At 54.7% G+C, this 16342-nt stretch carries 13 protein-coding genes and 1 tRNA gene; 5 read left to right on the top strand and 9 right to left on the bottom strand.

From position 1 onward, the window contains the following. Positions 1–14: 14 nt before the first annotated feature. Both OZX64_RS02325 and OZX64_RS02320 read right to left on the bottom strand, forming a co-directional pair. On the bottom strand, positions 15–215 hold the full coding sequence (locus OZX64_RS02325; RefSeq protein ID WP_277156254.1) for a hypothetical protein: 201 nt from the start codon (positions 213–215) through the stop codon (positions 15–17). A gap of 181 nt (positions 216–396) precedes the next feature. Next, the gene (locus OZX64_RS02320; protein ID WP_277173549.1) at positions 397–1494 is read right to left on the bottom strand and encodes an endonuclease/exonuclease/phosphatase family protein; all 1098 of its coding nucleotides are present in this window, start codon (positions 1492–1494) and stop codon (positions 397–399) included. A 425-nt stretch (positions 1495–1919) separates the two neighbouring features. On the opposite strand from OZX64_RS02320, the gene OZX64_RS02315 reads away from it, so the two are divergent. Beyond that, positions 1920–2849: an isoaspartyl peptidase/L-asparaginase gene (locus OZX64_RS02315; RefSeq protein ID WP_277173547.1), complete on the top strand. Its 930-nt coding sequence runs from the start codon at positions 1920–1922 to the stop codon at positions 2847–2849. 270 nt (positions 2850–3119) lie between these two features. Here the strand turns inward: OZX64_RS02315 and OZX64_RS02310 are convergent, their stop codons facing one another. Next, entirely contained in the window at positions 3120–4772 is a 1653-nt protein-coding gene (locus tag OZX64_RS02310) for an ABC transporter substrate-binding protein (protein ID WP_277173545.1), read from the bottom strand. Positions 4773–5107: 335 nt separating this feature from the next. Beyond that, positions 5108–5180: transfer RNA gene (locus OZX64_RS02305), tRNA-Arg, on the bottom strand. A gap of 227 nt (positions 5181–5407) precedes the next feature. Here OZX64_RS02305 and OZX64_RS02300 point away from each other — a divergent pair. Continuing rightward, positions 5408–6163 carry a DUF4391 domain-containing protein gene (locus tag OZX64_RS02300; protein WP_277173543.1) on the top strand — a complete coding sequence of 252 codons (756 nt, stop codon included), beginning with the start codon at positions 5408–5410 and terminating at the stop codon, positions 6161–6163. A gap of 647 nt (positions 6164–6810) precedes the next feature. Here the strand turns inward: OZX64_RS02300 and vsr are convergent. Beyond that, a complete protein-coding gene (gene vsr / locus OZX64_RS02295) occupies positions 6811–7263 on the bottom strand; it encodes a DNA mismatch endonuclease Vsr (RefSeq protein WP_277173541.1) in 453 nt (150 codons plus the stop codon). Between the two features lie 273 nt (positions 7264–7536). Here vsr and OZX64_RS02290 point away from each other — a divergent pair, with 273 nt between their 5' ends. Both OZX64_RS02290 and OZX64_RS02285 read left to right on the top strand, forming a co-directional pair. Further along, complete coding sequence (locus OZX64_RS02290; protein WP_277173539.1) at positions 7537–8550, top strand: bile acid:sodium symporter family protein; 1014 nt, start codon at positions 7537–7539, stop codon at positions 8548–8550. Positions 8551–8958: 408 nt separating this feature from the next. Beyond that, positions 8959–10014, top strand: a complete 1056-nt coding sequence (locus tag OZX64_RS02285) for a Gfo/Idh/MocA family oxidoreductase (protein ID WP_277173537.1) — start codon at positions 8959–8961, stop codon at positions 10012–10014. Positions 10015–10199: 185 nt separating this feature from the next. On the opposite strand, the gene OZX64_RS02280 is transcribed toward OZX64_RS02285, so the two are convergent. Genes OZX64_RS02280 through dcm form a run of 3 tightly spaced genes read right to left on the bottom strand, consistent with a single transcriptional unit; the run spans position 10200 to position 12971 of the window. After that, a complete protein-coding gene (locus OZX64_RS02280; RefSeq protein WP_277173535.1) occupies positions 10200–11675 on the bottom strand; it encodes a Sau3AI family type II restriction endonuclease in 1476 nt (491 codons plus the stop codon). After that, the gene (locus OZX64_RS02275; protein WP_277173533.1) at positions 11672–12271 is read right to left on the bottom strand and encodes a DNA cytosine methyltransferase; all 600 of its coding nucleotides are present in this window, start codon (positions 12269–12271) and stop codon (positions 11672–11674) included. The genes OZX64_RS02280 and OZX64_RS02275 overlap by 4 nt, the downstream gene beginning before the upstream one ends. Next, positions 12249–12971: a DNA (cytosine-5-)-methyltransferase gene (gene dcm, locus OZX64_RS02270; protein WP_277173531.1), complete on the bottom strand. Its 723-nt coding sequence runs from the start codon at positions 12969–12971 to the stop codon at positions 12249–12251. Before dcm ends, OZX64_RS02275 begins: the two co-directional genes overlap by 23 nt. Before the next feature lie 137 nt (positions 12972–13108). On the opposite strand from dcm, the gene OZX64_RS02265 reads away from it, so the two are divergent. Beyond that, complete coding sequence (locus OZX64_RS02265) at positions 13109–15010, top strand: DUF262 domain-containing protein (protein ID WP_277173529.1); 1902 nt, start codon at positions 13109–13111, stop codon at positions 15008–15010. Positions 15011–15075: 65 nt separating this feature from the next. Here OZX64_RS02265 and OZX64_RS02260 read toward each other — a convergent pair whose 3' ends face one another. After that, the gene (locus OZX64_RS02260) at positions 15076–16191 is read right to left on the bottom strand and encodes a Zn-dependent alcohol dehydrogenase (RefSeq protein ID WP_277173527.1); all 1116 of its coding nucleotides are present in this window, start codon (positions 16189–16191) and stop codon (positions 15076–15078) included. Positions 16192–16342 lie beyond the last annotated feature (151 nt).

The raw sequence follows: 16342 nt of genomic DNA, 5'->3' as shown, positions 1-16342 counted from the left end.
TCAGAATCCGGAACTCAGCCGAAGATGTCCTTCGCAGCCTTGGCCACGGAATCACCCATCAGTTCGCCCGTATCGTTCTCGGCGCCAAAGAGGCGGTTCAGCGCCTTATCAGCCTGCTCCACGGTCAGCGGCTTTCCAATCTCCTTGGCGACCGCCTGCAAATCAGTGATGGTAGTAACCTTGGAAAGCTTATCTACCAATGTTTTCTCGTCCATGAGCACTCCTCATTGTAATCTCACTTGTACGTTCGGCATTCTCAGCCTGTAAACCATCTTAGTCACCCAGGTAGATGAATGTGTGCCGTGTCACAATAAATGTCGCAATATCGGGAATTCGGCCACGATACGTCTTACGTTCACCAGCATTAAAAACGATAATTGTCAGTGAAAAAGCACATCATTTCACGTCAATGGTCGCAAGCAATGCGGCATGATCCGATCCCGGCAACGCCACGGCGCCGACCTGTCCGGCGACCATGCCCCGATCAAGGACGATATGGTCGATACCGGCGAATTTGGGAATCCCCGGCCTGTTCGCAGGCCAGGTGAACACGAAACCGCTACCGGAACTTTGCGCGGCATCGTGGAACCGGGAACCCAGAATATTGCGGAACGGCGTGTGGTCGGTGGTCGCGTTGAAATCCCCCATCAGCACATATCTGGTGTTCGTATGCGTTCGCATCATCGCCACATCATCGAGCGAAGTGCGCCACGTGTTCCAATAACCCGGTTTCGGAGACGTGGTATGCACCGAAACGAAACGAACAGGAATCTTGCCGTCCGCAAACGAAACGGTGCCGCCCGGCATGAAGGAAGCGCTGGAATCGACGTCGTCATCCGCCGGCGAATCCAATGCCGTGGCCGAAAACAGGGCATTGCCGTATTTTCCGTCCGACGAGGAAACCTGCGAGTAAGGCAGGTAATCATCGATGCCTTCCGCCTTGAGCGCGCGGATAAACGGCTTCGTGGTCTCCTGCAGCGCCAGCACCTCGACACGCTGGTCGCGCACCGTCTCGACTACCGCCTTGGCCGAGGCACGGCCTTTGTAGACATTGGCCGTCATGACGCGCGCATAGGAATCATACGTATCCGCGTGGTTCTTACCGACCGCCGAAATCGCGGCATCGCCGATATGGGTCTGAGCGACGAGATACGGATATTGCCGCCATCCCTGAAAACCAATACACGCAATGGCCAACAGCGCAGCCACCCACCTACGAGATGCCAGCGCGAGCAACAGCGCCACCAAGGCGAGCAGCGCAAACCACGGGGCAGCGGCCGCGACCGCCGGCACATAAGGCAACGACTGAAGCTCCTCAGGCAGTTCGCGGCTCACCGTACCCAGCAAGGCGGCAAGCAGACACAGCCAAGCCAGAAGCGCAACGATCCTGCGCAGAAAACCCACACGCCCCTTCGTTTTCGGCGCGGTTTTCGGCTTCACTGTTGACTTCGCCCGTCCCCTTGGCGCCGATTTCGTCTTGACCTTCGTTTTCACATTGCCTTTCCTTGCGGGTGTCACCTGAATCCGCCCGCCCGGTGCCTTATCCTACCTCGTAAAAAACTCGTATGGCCGCCGGCTGAAATCCGAGCCGCGCAGATATGCGCCACCAACCCAATCACGATAACAGGATATACGATGCCATCTGATGTCGCCGCAAGGTAGCGTCGCGCACCCGTCCGTCTCCTTTACCTTGCGCGCAAGGCACACGATGCATGGCCATGCCCGCAGAAGCCGCGACACGCAAAGCCGATGACGCAGGCGACACACAGAAAAGCAGCACCCGATGTCATATATTGTTCTTGCATTGCCTATGGTTTATTGGGAAAACGGTGAAGCAATAACCATTTTCAGCGTACTATGGCAATGGCAAAACAATCATTATCGCTACAATCACGATTTCACCGAAAGGAAACACACCAATGGCCTCGACAAGCCCAGTCAAATCAATCGTTACCAAAGGCGCGGAGAACGGCATCCTGCTCGTCATCCACGGCGGTGCCGGAAACCGCGGCAAGCACAGCACCCCGGAGCGCCAGGCGCAGGTGGAGAAAGACCTGCAACGCGCGCTTGATGCGGGTTACGCCAAGCTTGAGGCCGGAGCCAGCGCCGAAGAGGCCGTGGTCGCCGCCATCCACGTCATGGAAGACGCCACCGAATTCAACGCAGGCCACGGAGCCGCCCTGACCAGCGACGGCATCGCCCAGATGGACGCCTGCCTGATGGGCGGGGACGGAGAAGTCGGAGCCGTCGCGGGTGTGCACACGGTCAAGAACCCCATCGACGCCGCCCGCGCAGTTAAGGAACAGACCAAGCACGTCCTCTTCGCCGACCCACAGGACAAGGAGCTCGCCGACTGGGGTGTCGAGACGCGTGAGCCAAGCTACTTCATCACCGAACAGCGCAAGCAATCCCTTATCGAAGCGCAGACCAACGGCGACGAATGGGAGAAGCACGGCACCATCGGAGCCGTCGCCCGCGACGGGCAAGGCCACCTCGCCGCCGCGACCTCCACCGGCGGCATCACCAACCAGATGCACGGCCGTGTCGGCGACACTCCCCTGCCCGGCTGCGGCACCTACGCCAACGACGAGACGGCGGCCATCTCCGGCACCGGCATCGGCGAAGCGTTCATGCGCACGGTGGCCAGCCATCAGGTCTCCGACCGCATGAAATTCGCAGGCCAGACCCCGCTCGAATCCGCGAGCGCCACGCTTGACGACATCGACGCGCATCGTGGCGACGGCGGTCTGATCGTGCTTCCGGCCAAGGGCGAAGGCGTGATCGCCTACAACAGCGAAATGATGAACTGCGGATACAAGTCGCCGGCCGGTAGCTACGTGCAGGGCTGATTGATTGATTAGCGTATGGTTTTTATCGGCCGCCGAGCCGATAAAAACCGCTAGCCGTTCGGCCAATGTCAAACGGACCGGCCGCCGAGCATTGCGCGGTCCGGAATTCCGCTAGCATCCATAGCCATGCGAGTAGAACGCATACGGCAAGGAAACGCAACGCAACCGAGCAGCGCAACATCATTACCTATAGAAAAGGTCAGGCAACGCTTCATCAGCAGTTGCCCGACCTTTTCCTTTTATTGATCTATCGTTGCCTTGGGACGCGCCTTATTTGGTGACCGTGTTGTACGTAGGCAGATTCGTGTAGTCGAAATGCACGTTGCCGACCTTGGTGGAAGCCGCGGCGGCCACGTCCTCATTCCACAGCGGGATCGAAGGCATGTCGTTCAGAAGAATCTCCTGGGCAGCCTCAAAATCGGCGGTACGCTTGGCGACATCGGTCTGGGCCAGAGCCTTGTTCAATGCGGCGTCGAATTCCGGGCTCTTGTAGTCGCCATCGTTGGAGCCGTGGCCATCGGCCGACCAGGACGCATACAACGGCGTCATATAGTCCTCGGCCGTCGGATAGTCGAGCATCCAGCCGGAACGGTATGCGGTCTTGATCGTCTTGTTGGTCACCTGGTTGCGAATGTCGCTGAATGTCGGATACGCGTCGCCGAGCGCGTCGATGCCCAACGTGTTCTTGAGGCTGTTGCACACCGCGTCCACCCAAGGCTTGTGCGCGGCATCGGCGTTGTAGGCGATCTTGAACGTGCCGGTGAACTTCGAAATCGCGTCGGCCTGCTTCCACAGCTCCTTGGCCTTCTTGGGGTTATATTGCAGGTTGCCGGAATTCTTGAGCTTCGACGAATGCTCGGGAACCAACGGCGAGGTGAAATCGGTGGATGCGGACTTGGTGTTCTGATAAATCTTGGCTATGATCTGCTGGCGGTTGATGGCCATGGAGATGGCCTGACGGCGCAGGCTGCCTTCCTTGCCGAGCGCGAAATGCGGCAGGCCTTCGGGAATGATGAATCCCTGATAGGCCGAACCCGGCTGGACGAACGCCTTCACCGTGGAATCGGAACGGAAGGTCTTGAGCACAGACTGGGGCACCTCTTCCATGACATCGAGATTGCCTGACTGCAAATCGGAATATGCGGCGTCCTGACTGGTGTAAACACGGTAGTCGATGCCACCGTTGGCGGCCTTTCGGCTTCCCTTGTAATCGGGGTTCTTGACGACCAGAATGTCGGTGTTGGGCTGCCATGACTTGAACTTGTACGGGCCGTCGCCGACAGGAGCCTTGCCGAACGCCTTCATGTCCTTGAACGCGACGGTCGGCAGCGGGAAGAAGGACTGATGGGCGAGCTGGATGGGAAACACCGAATCCGGGCTCTTCAAGGTGACCACCAGCGTCAACGGATCCTTGACCTCAAGGCCGGAAAGCTTCGCGTCGGTGGGGGTGTTCGGGCTCTGCATCTCGTCGTAGCCCTTGATGATGGACATACGGCTGGACTGTTTTTGCGCATGCTTGACGTTCGCCGCGTAGCTCCACGCGTTGGCAAAGGACGAAGCGGTCACCTTCTCGCCGTTGCTGAATTTCCATCCATCGTTGAGCTTGATGGTGTATTGCGTGGCATCGGCATTGGGCGTAATGGATTTGGCGACCTCCAGATGCTGCTTGCCCTTGGCATCATAGCTGACCAATCCCTCGAAAAGATAGCGGATCACCTTGCCGCCGCCCATTTCATTGGTGTCGGCAGGCACCAACGGGCTCTGCGGCTCGGTGTTGTCCACCTTGATGATCGTATCGGACGATGCCTTCGGGCCCTGTTGATCACCGTTGCCGGCCGAATTTCCGCAACCCGCCACCGAAATCAATGCCGCACTTGCCGCGAGCCCGGCGATGAGACGAACGCTCCATTTTCTCAAAACCATGTTTCCCCTTTTTTCTTCAGACGCAATCGTTCATATACGATACATATACTGATCAGATACGCTTATTTATACAGACAACCATGCACGAATTATATGCCATTGCCGCATGATGCAACCGCGCAGAGCACCCGAATTGAGATAAAGCGCCATCCGCAGGTTAGAGGAAAAACTTATACCCCGCATCAAAACCCAACCGGCACAGAACCTGAACGGCCAGGGAATATCCGGGCAAGAACACTTGGATGCCACGAAACGGCCCAAGCACCGGAAGTGGCGCCTTACGCACGGACCGGAAAAGCAGGACCAACAAGAACGACAAGAACGACAAGGATTCGTGCCCGGAATCAGATTCGAACTGACGACACCCGCTTTAGGAGAGCGGTGCTCTATCCCCTGAGCTACCCGGGCAACACATGGTTATTGTACACGTAAACCTGTCCCACGCGCCACTCTCTGTGGTTGCGCGGCAACGCACCCCTTTCCACCGACAACACAAACCAGCTTGTTTCCGCCTACGGCGTTCACGACACCCGCTATTGCCGGTACCCGATAATCGGCGATTGCTATTAGTCTTGAAACCATAGGCCGACACTACGAAACGGCAAGACGCCATCCAAGGCAAAGGAAGACCGACAATGACTGTTGCACAATGCGGAACCGTATCCGCCCTCACGCTTGGCTTGCCCGCAACCTGCGCGATCCCCGAGGCGAAGGGCACACTACCCAAGCAGATGTTCTATGTGAAGCCGCCGGTTTCGGCACGTCTCAAGCAACGGTTCGTCGGCGACGTCGAATCCATCACCATGCTTGCGCTGTTGCGGCCCAACACCGTCAATGTGGCCGCCGGCAGAAAAACGCGCGAGATTCTGGTGATAGGCATTGAGCAGAATTGCAAGAACGCTCCCGTAGAGGTAATGGAGCATATCGCGAAGTTGCGTTCGGCGTCGAACATCCTCTTTGTCTGCGTGCGCGACGCCAACCTTGACGACATCAACGACGAGCGTTCCGATTCGGCACCCGGCGGCACCGGCCGATTCCAATGCGCCCTCGCGCTGCAACGCATTCTGCCGGTTCGAGCCGGGCATCAGGGCGAGGCACAAACACAAACGTACCTCAGCGCCTGGCAGAACGGCACGAAAGTGAAGCTTGAAATGAACGGCGACACCTTGGACGATGTCTGGCAAAGCCTGTGCGCACAGGTCATTTTCCACGACAGCGACGGCAGCAATCTCGATACGCGCCTGGCCAAACAGGCGGCAATCGCCGAACTCACCGCCCAGATCACCAAGCTGGAGGGCGACCACGCCCGCGCAAAGGACAGCACCAGACGCAACGAGATCTTCGCGAACCTGCATAAGGCACGCAAACAGTTGGAAGCATTGCGACAATAGCGACAATAGCGACAAAGAGTCGACGAGACTGGCCTGAATCCCGGCAATACGCGTCGTGATTGCTCCAGCAATCGCCACTTTTAGAGCAATCACGACGCAAACACGCCACTTTACGTCACAAAAGCTCCAGCTACCACCTTTAATGGAGAAATCGCGACACAAACAACAGAACCAGCGTCACAAAACCTCCAGCAATCACCTTTACTGGAACAATCACGACGCAAACGCGCCACTTTACGTCACAAAAGCTCCAGCTACCACCTTTAATGGAGGAATCGAGACACAAACGCGCCACTTTACGTCACAAAACCTCCAGCAACCGCTGCTTCTGGAGCAATCACGACGCAAACACACCTTCAACCGTCACAAAACCTCCAGCAACCACCTTTACTGGAGGAATCGAGACACAAACAACCGAACCAGCGTCACAAAAGCTCCAGCAACCACCTTTACTGGAGGAATCGAGACACAAACAACCGAACCAGCGTCACAAAACCTCCAGCAATCACCTTTACTGGAGGAATCGAGACACAAATGGCGAACTGGAACTCCACAAGCCTCCACTTCTCCAGTTGAGCGGAAGCTTGCCCACGCATATGACGCATTTCGACAAGCATCACAGCCATATCAGACTCAGGGCAACGCGCTCAGCGGGCGGGCGCATCTCCGCCGACTATCTCAAGGTACAAACGCTCCAGCGTCTCCTCACGGCGTGCCTTCGTCAGCTCACATTCCCAGACAACGAGAACCTTCCAGCCGGCCGCCTCAAGCTCGGCGCGCTGGCGGATGTCACGGTCGTGATTGCGCACCAGCTTCGCCGTCCAGAACTCGACATTGGACTTCGGCATCGAGAATTTCGTGCAGCCGGAATGCATATGCCAGAAGCAGCCGTTGACGAAGACGATCGTATGCCACTTGGGCAGCACCACATCCGGATGACCCGGATAACGCTTGTCGTTCTTGCGGAAACGCAACCCACGACGGAAGAGATAGGAGCGGACCAGCACTTCGATTTTCGTGTTTTTGCCGCGGATATGCGACATCGTATAGCTGCGGGTGCCTCGCTCGTATTTTTCCGGAACTTTCGATTGACGCGTCACCCCTCCATTTCACTTTCAATACGAGACAATTCATCCGAAAATCGACAATGAATCGTTACCGACGTTTACTCGCCAATCAGCGAACAAGACTATCCGACAGCGACAGCCGACCGATGAACTTTCAATTATTCAGACGATAGTATCGCTATTGCCCAATCGGATGACCAGTATATGAAACAGTAATCCTTATTTTTGAGACGAATCGGCCAATCCAGAAAACTTCTCCCTAGCATGGCTCGCATACCCGAAAACAGGGAAAGAGGTTGAAAGAAGATGGAAAAGGTAAAAAAGGTAGCGGATTGGATCACCAAATGGTTCACGCTGATCGTCATTGTCTGGGCGGTGTTCAACTACTTCGTCCCGCAGACCAGCGAATGGGCCAAGCATGATACCAGCTGGCTCTTAGGCATCGTGCTGTTCGGCATGGGCCTGACGCTTTCGCTTGAGGATTTCGCACGAATTCTGAGGCAGCCGCTGATGGTCATCGTGGGCACCGTGGCTCATTACGTCATCATGCCGCTTATCGCCGTCGCCCTTTGCGCCATCTTCCACCTCGACGGACCGCTCGCTGTCGGCGTCATCCTCGTGGGCTGCTGCCCGTCGGGAACCTCGTCGAACGTGATGAGCTTCCTCGCCCGCGGCGACGTAGCACTCGACGTCTCCATCGGCCTGCTTTCCACCCTGCTCGCGCCGTTCATGATTCCGCTGCTGATGCAGCTGCTCGCCTCGAAGTATGTGGCGATTCCCTGGCAGTCGCTTTTCCTGACCGCCGTCAAGGTGGTGCTCATCCCCGTCGCGCTCGGCGTCATCTGCCACACCATCTTCAAGGACAAGATCTCCAAGGTCACCGACGTGCTACCGATCATCTCGCAGACCGCGATCCTCTTGATCATCGGCATCGTCGTCGCAGCCAACCACGCCGGCCTCTTCAGCACGGCCACCGCGCTGGCCATCCCGGTGGTCATCCTGCACAACCTTTGCGGCTATGGGCTCGGCTTCGGCTTCTCCAAGGTCATGTACAAGATCTATCCGAAAGGCTTCGGCTACGCGCAGCAAAAGGCCATCACCTTCGAAGTCGGCATGCAGGACTCCGGCCTTGGCGCCACGCTGGCGCTGACCTCGTTCGCCACCGCCCCGATCACCGCGATTCCGTCGACGTTCTTCAGCGTCTGGCACAACATCTCCGGCTCGGTGCTCTCCTCCTGGTGGCGCCGCCACGATGAGAAGAAAGGTCTGGTTGCGGCCGACGATACCGAGACTGAAGCGACTGTCGCCGACGCTCAGTGAAAGCCCTGTCGTATCGCTGTTGATGGCACAATAGATTTACGCCATCGCATATATCCATTCGCGGTACGCCACATCTCAATCGATTCTGATTGATGCGGCGTACCGCGAATTTTCTATATACCGATACGCGATACGTCGGTTCTAATAACTTACGTTGCAATACGACTATTCCGTAATATTATTACTCCGCAATATCGTTATTCTGCAGTACTCTGTACGGCTTCATTGCCGTAAACCGCTACGAACGGCGCCAACTCCTGAATCGAGAATTCGACAAAAACCATTGCCTCACCTTCAGATACTTTTGACGAATCCCGCTTCCGGCATCATCGCCCAATTGAGCGTTACGGAGCACCTGGCTCTAGAATAGGGACATCACCTATCAATTCCATGTACGAGAGGACTCCCATGAGCAGATTGAACGGTAACCGCGCCGAAGCGGAAGAAAAAGGACTCAAGGTCAACGTCGCGATTCTGGGAGCTGGCAGAATCGCACACTCCATGGCCGACACGCTGGTTCAGATGGCCGGCGACCCGCGCTACAGCACATTGGTCGAGCCTTACGCGGTCGCCGCGCGCGACGCGGACCGTGCCGCTGATTTCGCGCAGAAGTATGGGTTCGATGTCTCCTACGGTTCCTACGACGAGCTGTTGGCCGACCCGAAGGTCGACCTCGTCTATATCGCCACACCGCACGCGCTGCATGCCGAACAGGGCATCGCGTGCCTCAAGGCCGGTAAGAATATTCTGGTGGAAAAATCATTCACCGCCAATACAACACAGGCGCAGGAACTGCTTGAGACCGCCAAGGAGACCGGACTGCTCTGCACCGAGGCTATTTGGACTCGCTACATGCCTTCGCGCGCACTCGTGGCCGACATCATCAAGTCCGGCGAGATCGGCGAGGTCAAGGCCGCCACGGCCAACCTCTGCTACCCCACCACGCACAAGGCCCGCATGACCGACCCGGCCATGGCCGGCGGCGCGCTGCTCGATGTCGGGGTCTATCCGCTGAACTTCTTCGACATGGCGCTAGGCGCGGACACCAGCGAGCGCACTGTTGCCGACATCGACACTTCCATGGTTGCTTACGAAACCGGCGTGGACGCCACCGATTCCATCGCCTTGCACTATGACGACGGGGTGATGGCCACGGCCACCGCCTCGATGATGTGCGCCTCCGATCGCTCAGGGGCCATCTGGGGTACGAAGGGCTACATGGTCTGCCAGAACATCAACAACATCGAGGGCATCGACCTCTACGACCTCGACCACAAGCCCACCCGCCACGTCGATGTGCCCGCCGAACTGACCGGCTACGAGTACGAGGTCGCGAGCGCCGCCAACGCCATCCTCGACGGCAAAACCGAATGCGAGGAAATGCCGCACGCCGACACCCTACGCATCATGAAGCTCATGGACCAGATTCGTAGCAAGTGGGGCCTCAAGTACCCGTTCGAGTAAATAGGCCCGGTTGACATCAGTGCAATAAGTCGCGGTAAGTTGAAAATCATTTTTTAACTTACCGCATTTTTCTACCAAGTTAAAAAGTATTTTTCAACTTACGTCAATTTTACGCTAAGTCAAAATTTTACATGGAAATCTACGTTCGGCTTCTGAAGGCTTTTATGCATCAGCCAATACAAACGTCACAGCTTCAGCTCAATGATTTTAGCGACATAGTCCCGATCCAACCAGAACGTCTGTTTGGTAATGGATTCTCCATTAGGCAGTGTCACTTGGTCCTTACCGTTACGAGCCTTGGATCGGAAATGGAACACATGATTGAATGAGGCTCCCGGCAGTAAATTCGTTCCCCTGCCATAGTGAATCGATTCGCCGTTGACTAAAAGTCGATGTACCACAGCCCAAGCCGGATATACATAGCGTTCTATATCGGCCTCGGGCATGTTCCACAGAAAACCTCCTTCAAAAACGTCAGTAAGTCGCGAAGAATCCTGCCGTTTCGCACCACTCGCCTGAAACACCGAAAACAGAAACCTGTTCTCCTCAAAAAAACGATAGAGGAACGAATCATGGAATTCTACTGAGGGGTCAGCAAGCTGGTTCCACTCCTCTTGTGAGATTTGCCGAAAGGACATGTGCTCTTTCGGGCGACCCTGCTCATATAACGTGGCCGTTTTCACTTGATTGACATGGGCCTTACGAAACTGCTCTACCTGCTCAATAGAGTGGCCTCCGGAACCCAACATTCTTAGCGTCAGCATCGAAGTGAACTGCTTGGCCTTGCTAGCATCCTGCGGCATCGCCAATTCTTCAGCAATCGAAGAAACCGGATGTGCGACATAATGGTCGAAACTTTCACCGATGTACTGCTCCAGTGTCTGCTCGGCCGACATTGGTAGAGTTGGCATGGCGCCCTTATCAAGAATCTTCTCGGCTACGGTGCTCATATATGAGGCTTTGTAACTGAACGCGCGTTGCTTGGCTTTGATGGTTGGGTCGCATGCCCCATCCGGAGCTGGTGCATCTCGAACGGTAGCGGCACTGGCACCTTTCGTACATGCCGCCAAATAATTGGTGTCCGCCTCACTCAACGTATCGGCATGGCCTTCGGTGACTTTGTCGTGGATGGTCTGCCAATCGGCTTTGATGGTCAGGAAATCCTTGGCCTCATAGTCCAAAAGCACCGAACAATACAGTTTGCAGTCCAAACGAGACTGATTCTTCTTATCGGTTCTATCGTCAAAATAATAGATGATGACGATACGACGTGACTTGTTCCAGAACCTCGATGTTCCAAATGTCTCTTCCGGCAACCGCATGTAATTGATGATGTCGAGCACCAACCGTTCCTTGGCCACCACCCGTTCATCTCGTCTTTTGGAATGGCGCAACGGTGTCACTTTGAGTTCGTAGCTTTTGCCACCGGCCACGATGTCCGGATTCGGATCGGAATTGATAGCGTACCCCAATACCGATTCCTCGACGATCTGGCCCAGCGAGCCCTTGTTGCCGGACGCAGCGCCACGCCCGGTGATATCAATTTGGCGAAAACTTCTTCCCTGCACGTTATTGAGCAGGCTTAAAACCTGATCGATACTGGCAAACGCGTGATCGACCGAGTCACTCTGCCGTACATCATCGTACGTGACAACACTCATCGCATGCTCCGAATATCCTGCGCGATGACCTCACCTATGCGGTGTGGAATACCGACCACCAAGGCGTTGCCCATGCAAAACGCCCGATGCCCGTCTGTCATACCAGTGTTCGTCCAGCCTTTGGGAAACATCTGAATCTGGTCGAGTTCGTCGGGCACCAAGCGTCGCAACCGACCATCCTGCGCACGAATGACATGCTTCATTCGATTGGCCCCGGAGCCACCTTCACTGGTCAGAATCGTTCTCGCGGGCTTGTCGATGCTATCCGGGAACGCCATGCCACCTTCGGAATAGACATATTGGTACCCGGAAGAAGAAGTGCGCTGTTCTTTTTTGGCGCCCTTAAGATACTCCCACTTATCGAGGCTTTTTGGATCGATGAAGTATTGGTCAGGCACTTCGTCATCATCCACGCGAATGTTGGCAAGAGTCTGATACGGTCCGTCATATGCAGGCGTTACTGCACAGGTAAACACCCGTCCGGCCTGCATTGCGCCCGCATTGGCGAAGAACGAGGTCTTGTCGCCAATGCCGAATTCCTGACTGACAACGTATGGGTCAGAAGCCAGGCTTCTATACCCCCCCCCCCGCTTCATTTTCGTCGATAGGGAACGCCCGCGCCATCACACCTGACGCACTGACCCGTTCAGACAAATCCCAATTATCGGCATTCAACTGGCCATAGATATACACACGCCGGCGACGTTGTGGCATCCCATAATCGGCCGCATTAATCACGCGCCATTCAACCGAATATCCACGGGCATTCAGGCAAGAAAGGATAATGGCAAAATCACGCCCACGCTGGGAAGCCGGCGACTTCAGCAGCCGGTCCACGTTCTCGAACATGACATAGCGCGGACTCTTCAATTGCAGAAAACGATAGATCTGCCACCAGAGCACGCCTTTCTTGCCTTCGATGCCTCCCGCTTTCGACAGTGGTTTCGCCACGGAATAATCCTGGCACGGGAACCCGCCCACCACCATGTCGCAGTCAGGAATATCAAGAGTTCCAGCCTCATATTGGTCAAGCACTTTTTCAATGTCTTCGTTGACACAGCTGCCCTCGCCGAAACGTCGCTCATAGCAGCGCCATGCGAACTGCTTGGCTACGCTGCCCTGCGGTTCCCACTGATTCGCCCAAATCGTTTGGTATGGCCCTGCCGCAGGCAAGCCCTTGCCGAGTTCATCAGTGTCCGGATATCCCTCGAGACCAAGCCGAAAACCGCCGACTCCGGCGAACAGCTCGGCTACCGTAATCCGCTCATGGGTATCATTCGTGGTTCGCTTCGACATAGATTCGATAATGATCTATCGCCCAGACGATCTGAAACAGGAGATGAATGACATTTTGAACAATTCGGCGTTTTGATCATAAATTCGAGAGATCATAAAGATAGCCATACCTCAATAGTCGCAGAAAGGTCTACGCTATGGATATCGATTCACATCCGGAAGAGCTGTACAAGCTGTTACCCATTACCGAAGGAGTTCGTTATTTCATTCCGGACTACCAACGTAATTATTCTTGGAACGATGAGCAAATTCGTCAACTATTCCTAGATATCAACAACGAACCTTCTGGATATTATGTAGGCAATCTCTTAGTTACACAACATCAAGAGCCTCAACCCAACAGCGAAGAAAACAATCTGGATGTAATAGACGGACAGCAACGTCTAATTACCTTATCTTTACTGCTTCTTGCTATATGGCAACAACTAACGGAATGGTCAGATGACGAGGATAAGGAATCTGATGTCTTAACTCGCTCAGACCTTCTTTCCATAGGTGAGATGAGAGGCGACATCCGTCGCATGCTCCTCACTGGGAACTCCGATTCATCCCGAATCGTTCCATTGGATAGCGACAGACAAATCTACGATGATCTCCTCAGCGCTTTAAATGGCCATAAGCCTCAAGCATCCGGACGGCTTCGATTTACCAAACGTTATAACTTTATCCGTTCACTCATTGCCGATGAGCTCAGTACCACGTCGGAGATAAAAGAGTTTTACGACAAATTACTCAATATTAAAATATTACAAATCAAAGTTATTTCCTTATCTGACGCGTTCATGGTGTTCTCATCGCTTAATTCAAAGGGACTTCCTCTAACGTTGGTCGACTTGCTTAAAGGAGAGTTCCTTGGAGCCGCGAAAAACCATGGGGATGACATCAATGAGACATTAAGCAAATGGAATCTGCTCACGAGTTTCTTCCATGACAAGAACAATGACGTGAACATCGGTTCAGCCACTCAATTCCTGCTGAATAATTACGATGCTTTTGAAGGTACCAACACGACATCAACAACCAAGAGCAAAGCGCTGGGACAATATCAACGAATCATCCGACCCCGCTATGAGCAAGGCATCGATTATCTTAAACAACTCATTGACCGTGCTTCCCTCTTCTCGCAAATAGCCTGCATGCCCAGTGCACCAGACGATGGCTCTCGTATCGGTAAGAAACTACAATCACTCCACCGGCTCGAGCCCTCACAGGCGTATCCCCTATTACTCTTTGTCTTATATCGTTATGAGGAATTACATCTCGATGAGGCACAACTCAGCACTGTCATAGATGCACTTATTTATTTTTATGTACGCAGAAATGTCACTCTGCTGCCGAAGGCATCAGGCATTCGTTCAACAATGTTGGATATTGTACGGTCAATTAACAACCAGCAGCTTAAAGGTTCTGACCTCATTCAATTCATTATTCAACGACTAAAAAATCTTAGCGTAGGCACCGAGGAATTCAGAAACTCTCTGCTTTCCGCCGACATTTATGAAAAGAATCCTAGAACAACACGTTTCTTACTGACATCATTGGAAAGAAACCTTTCCGGACCTACGATTTTCGACAAAGGCCGCGAAGAGGATCTCGACTCACTACAAGACGACAACGGGAAACCCAAATGGACCATCGAACATATCTTGCCTGAAGGGACCTTGCCGGATTATTGGAAGGACGCAATCAGTCCAGACTCCCCCAAAGACGCTGACAAAATCCAAGATGAGCATACTCATAAACTCGGCAATCTTACCCTGACGCCTTATAATGCCGACCTCGGTCAATTACCATTCGTCAACACTGAGGAACCTTACACCACGGGAACTCTGTCATATAAAAAGTCGAAACGCGATTTCAGCGATAATGGACATTTTGTCGGTCTTCGACAGCCGATGCGGCTCAATGCCAGTATCCCCGATGAATCCATTGAAACCATAGAAACCAAAACGCAATGGACGATTGCCGATATTGAGCGTCGCACAAAGATATTGACCGATTTCATTGTCAACTATTACGATTTTGACAACTTACGCTAACAACAATGGGGATTGAACCTCCAAAAAAGGTTCAATCCCCATTTATTCACATCGAAACCGAGCGATCAGAACTCGGTGATGACGGAGCGGATGACCTTGCCTTGCTTGAGCTGGACGTAGGCCTCGTCGATCTGGCTGAGGTTGATGTGCTGGCTGACGATGTCGTGCATGTTGAGCCTGCCGTCGACGGCAAGGTCGGCGTACATCGGGATGTCGTGCTTGATGTTGGTCGAGCCCATCCAGACACCCTTGAAGCCGCGCTGGTGCACCAGCAGATCGGCCGGGTTAATCTCGAGGTTGATGGTTGCGTCGGGCTTGGCCAGGCCGATGCAGTACGCGGTGCCGTCAACGCCGAGCATATCCCAGCACTGCTTCATCGTCGACTCGAAGCCGATGGCCTCGAACGCCTCGTCAACACCGCCGTTGGTGAGCTCACGCACCTTGGCGACCGGATCCTCCTTGGAGGAGTTGACCACGTCGGTGGCGCCGAACTTCTTCGCGAACTCGAGCTTGTTATCCAAGAGATCGATGGCGATGATCTTCTTCGCCCCGCAGATGCGAGCGCCGGAGATGATGTTCAGACCGATGCCACCGGTGCCCACGACGGCCACGGTGTCGCCGGGACGAACGTGCGCGGTGTTGATGGCAGCACCCGCGCCGGTGATGGTGGCGCAGCCGATGCAGGCGGCCTCGTCCCATTTCACCTCGTTGTTGACCACGGCGAGCTGGTTCTCATGGATCAGCGCCTTCTCGGCAAAACCGCCGGTGCCGAAAGCCTGCGTGATCGGACGGCCGTCCGGGAAGGACAGGCGCGGCTTCTCGCCCGGCTTACGTACGCACTCCTGCTGCTGGCTGCAGGACTGCGGATGGCCGTTCAGGCAGTTGGCGCAATGGCCGCACACCTGCTCGAGCGAGGCGACGACATGGTCGCCGACCTTGATACCCTGAACCTCCGGGCCAACCGCCTCAACAACGCCAGCGACCTCGTGGCCAATCACGGCCGGGAACGGGAAGAACTGATCATCGTCCTCAACCAGATGCAGATCTGAATGGCACAGGCCGCTGGCCTGAACATCCACCAATACCTCGGCGCCAATCGGGTCGTCGATGATGATTTCTTCGGGCTGAGCAAATCCCTTGCCGACGCCATACGCTATCGATGCCTTAATCTTCTGTGGCATGGTTACGCTCCTCAATAGTTATAATGTAACGTACATCACATTACAACATCGAAATCGGGTCGTGCAACTATTTTCGAACCGTCGCGTTTCTTGAACATTTTCGAACATCTACATTGCCGAAACACTCATTTAATACGCAAAAATCAAATAT

This window comes from Bifidobacterium sp. ESL0704 (genome assembly GCF_029392075.1).
Lineage (GTDB): Bacteria > Actinomycetota > Actinomycetes > Actinomycetales > Bifidobacteriaceae > Bifidobacterium.
The sequence above is the reverse complement of the archived record's forward strand: the minus strand, read 5'-3'. Positions and strand labels throughout refer to the sequence as shown.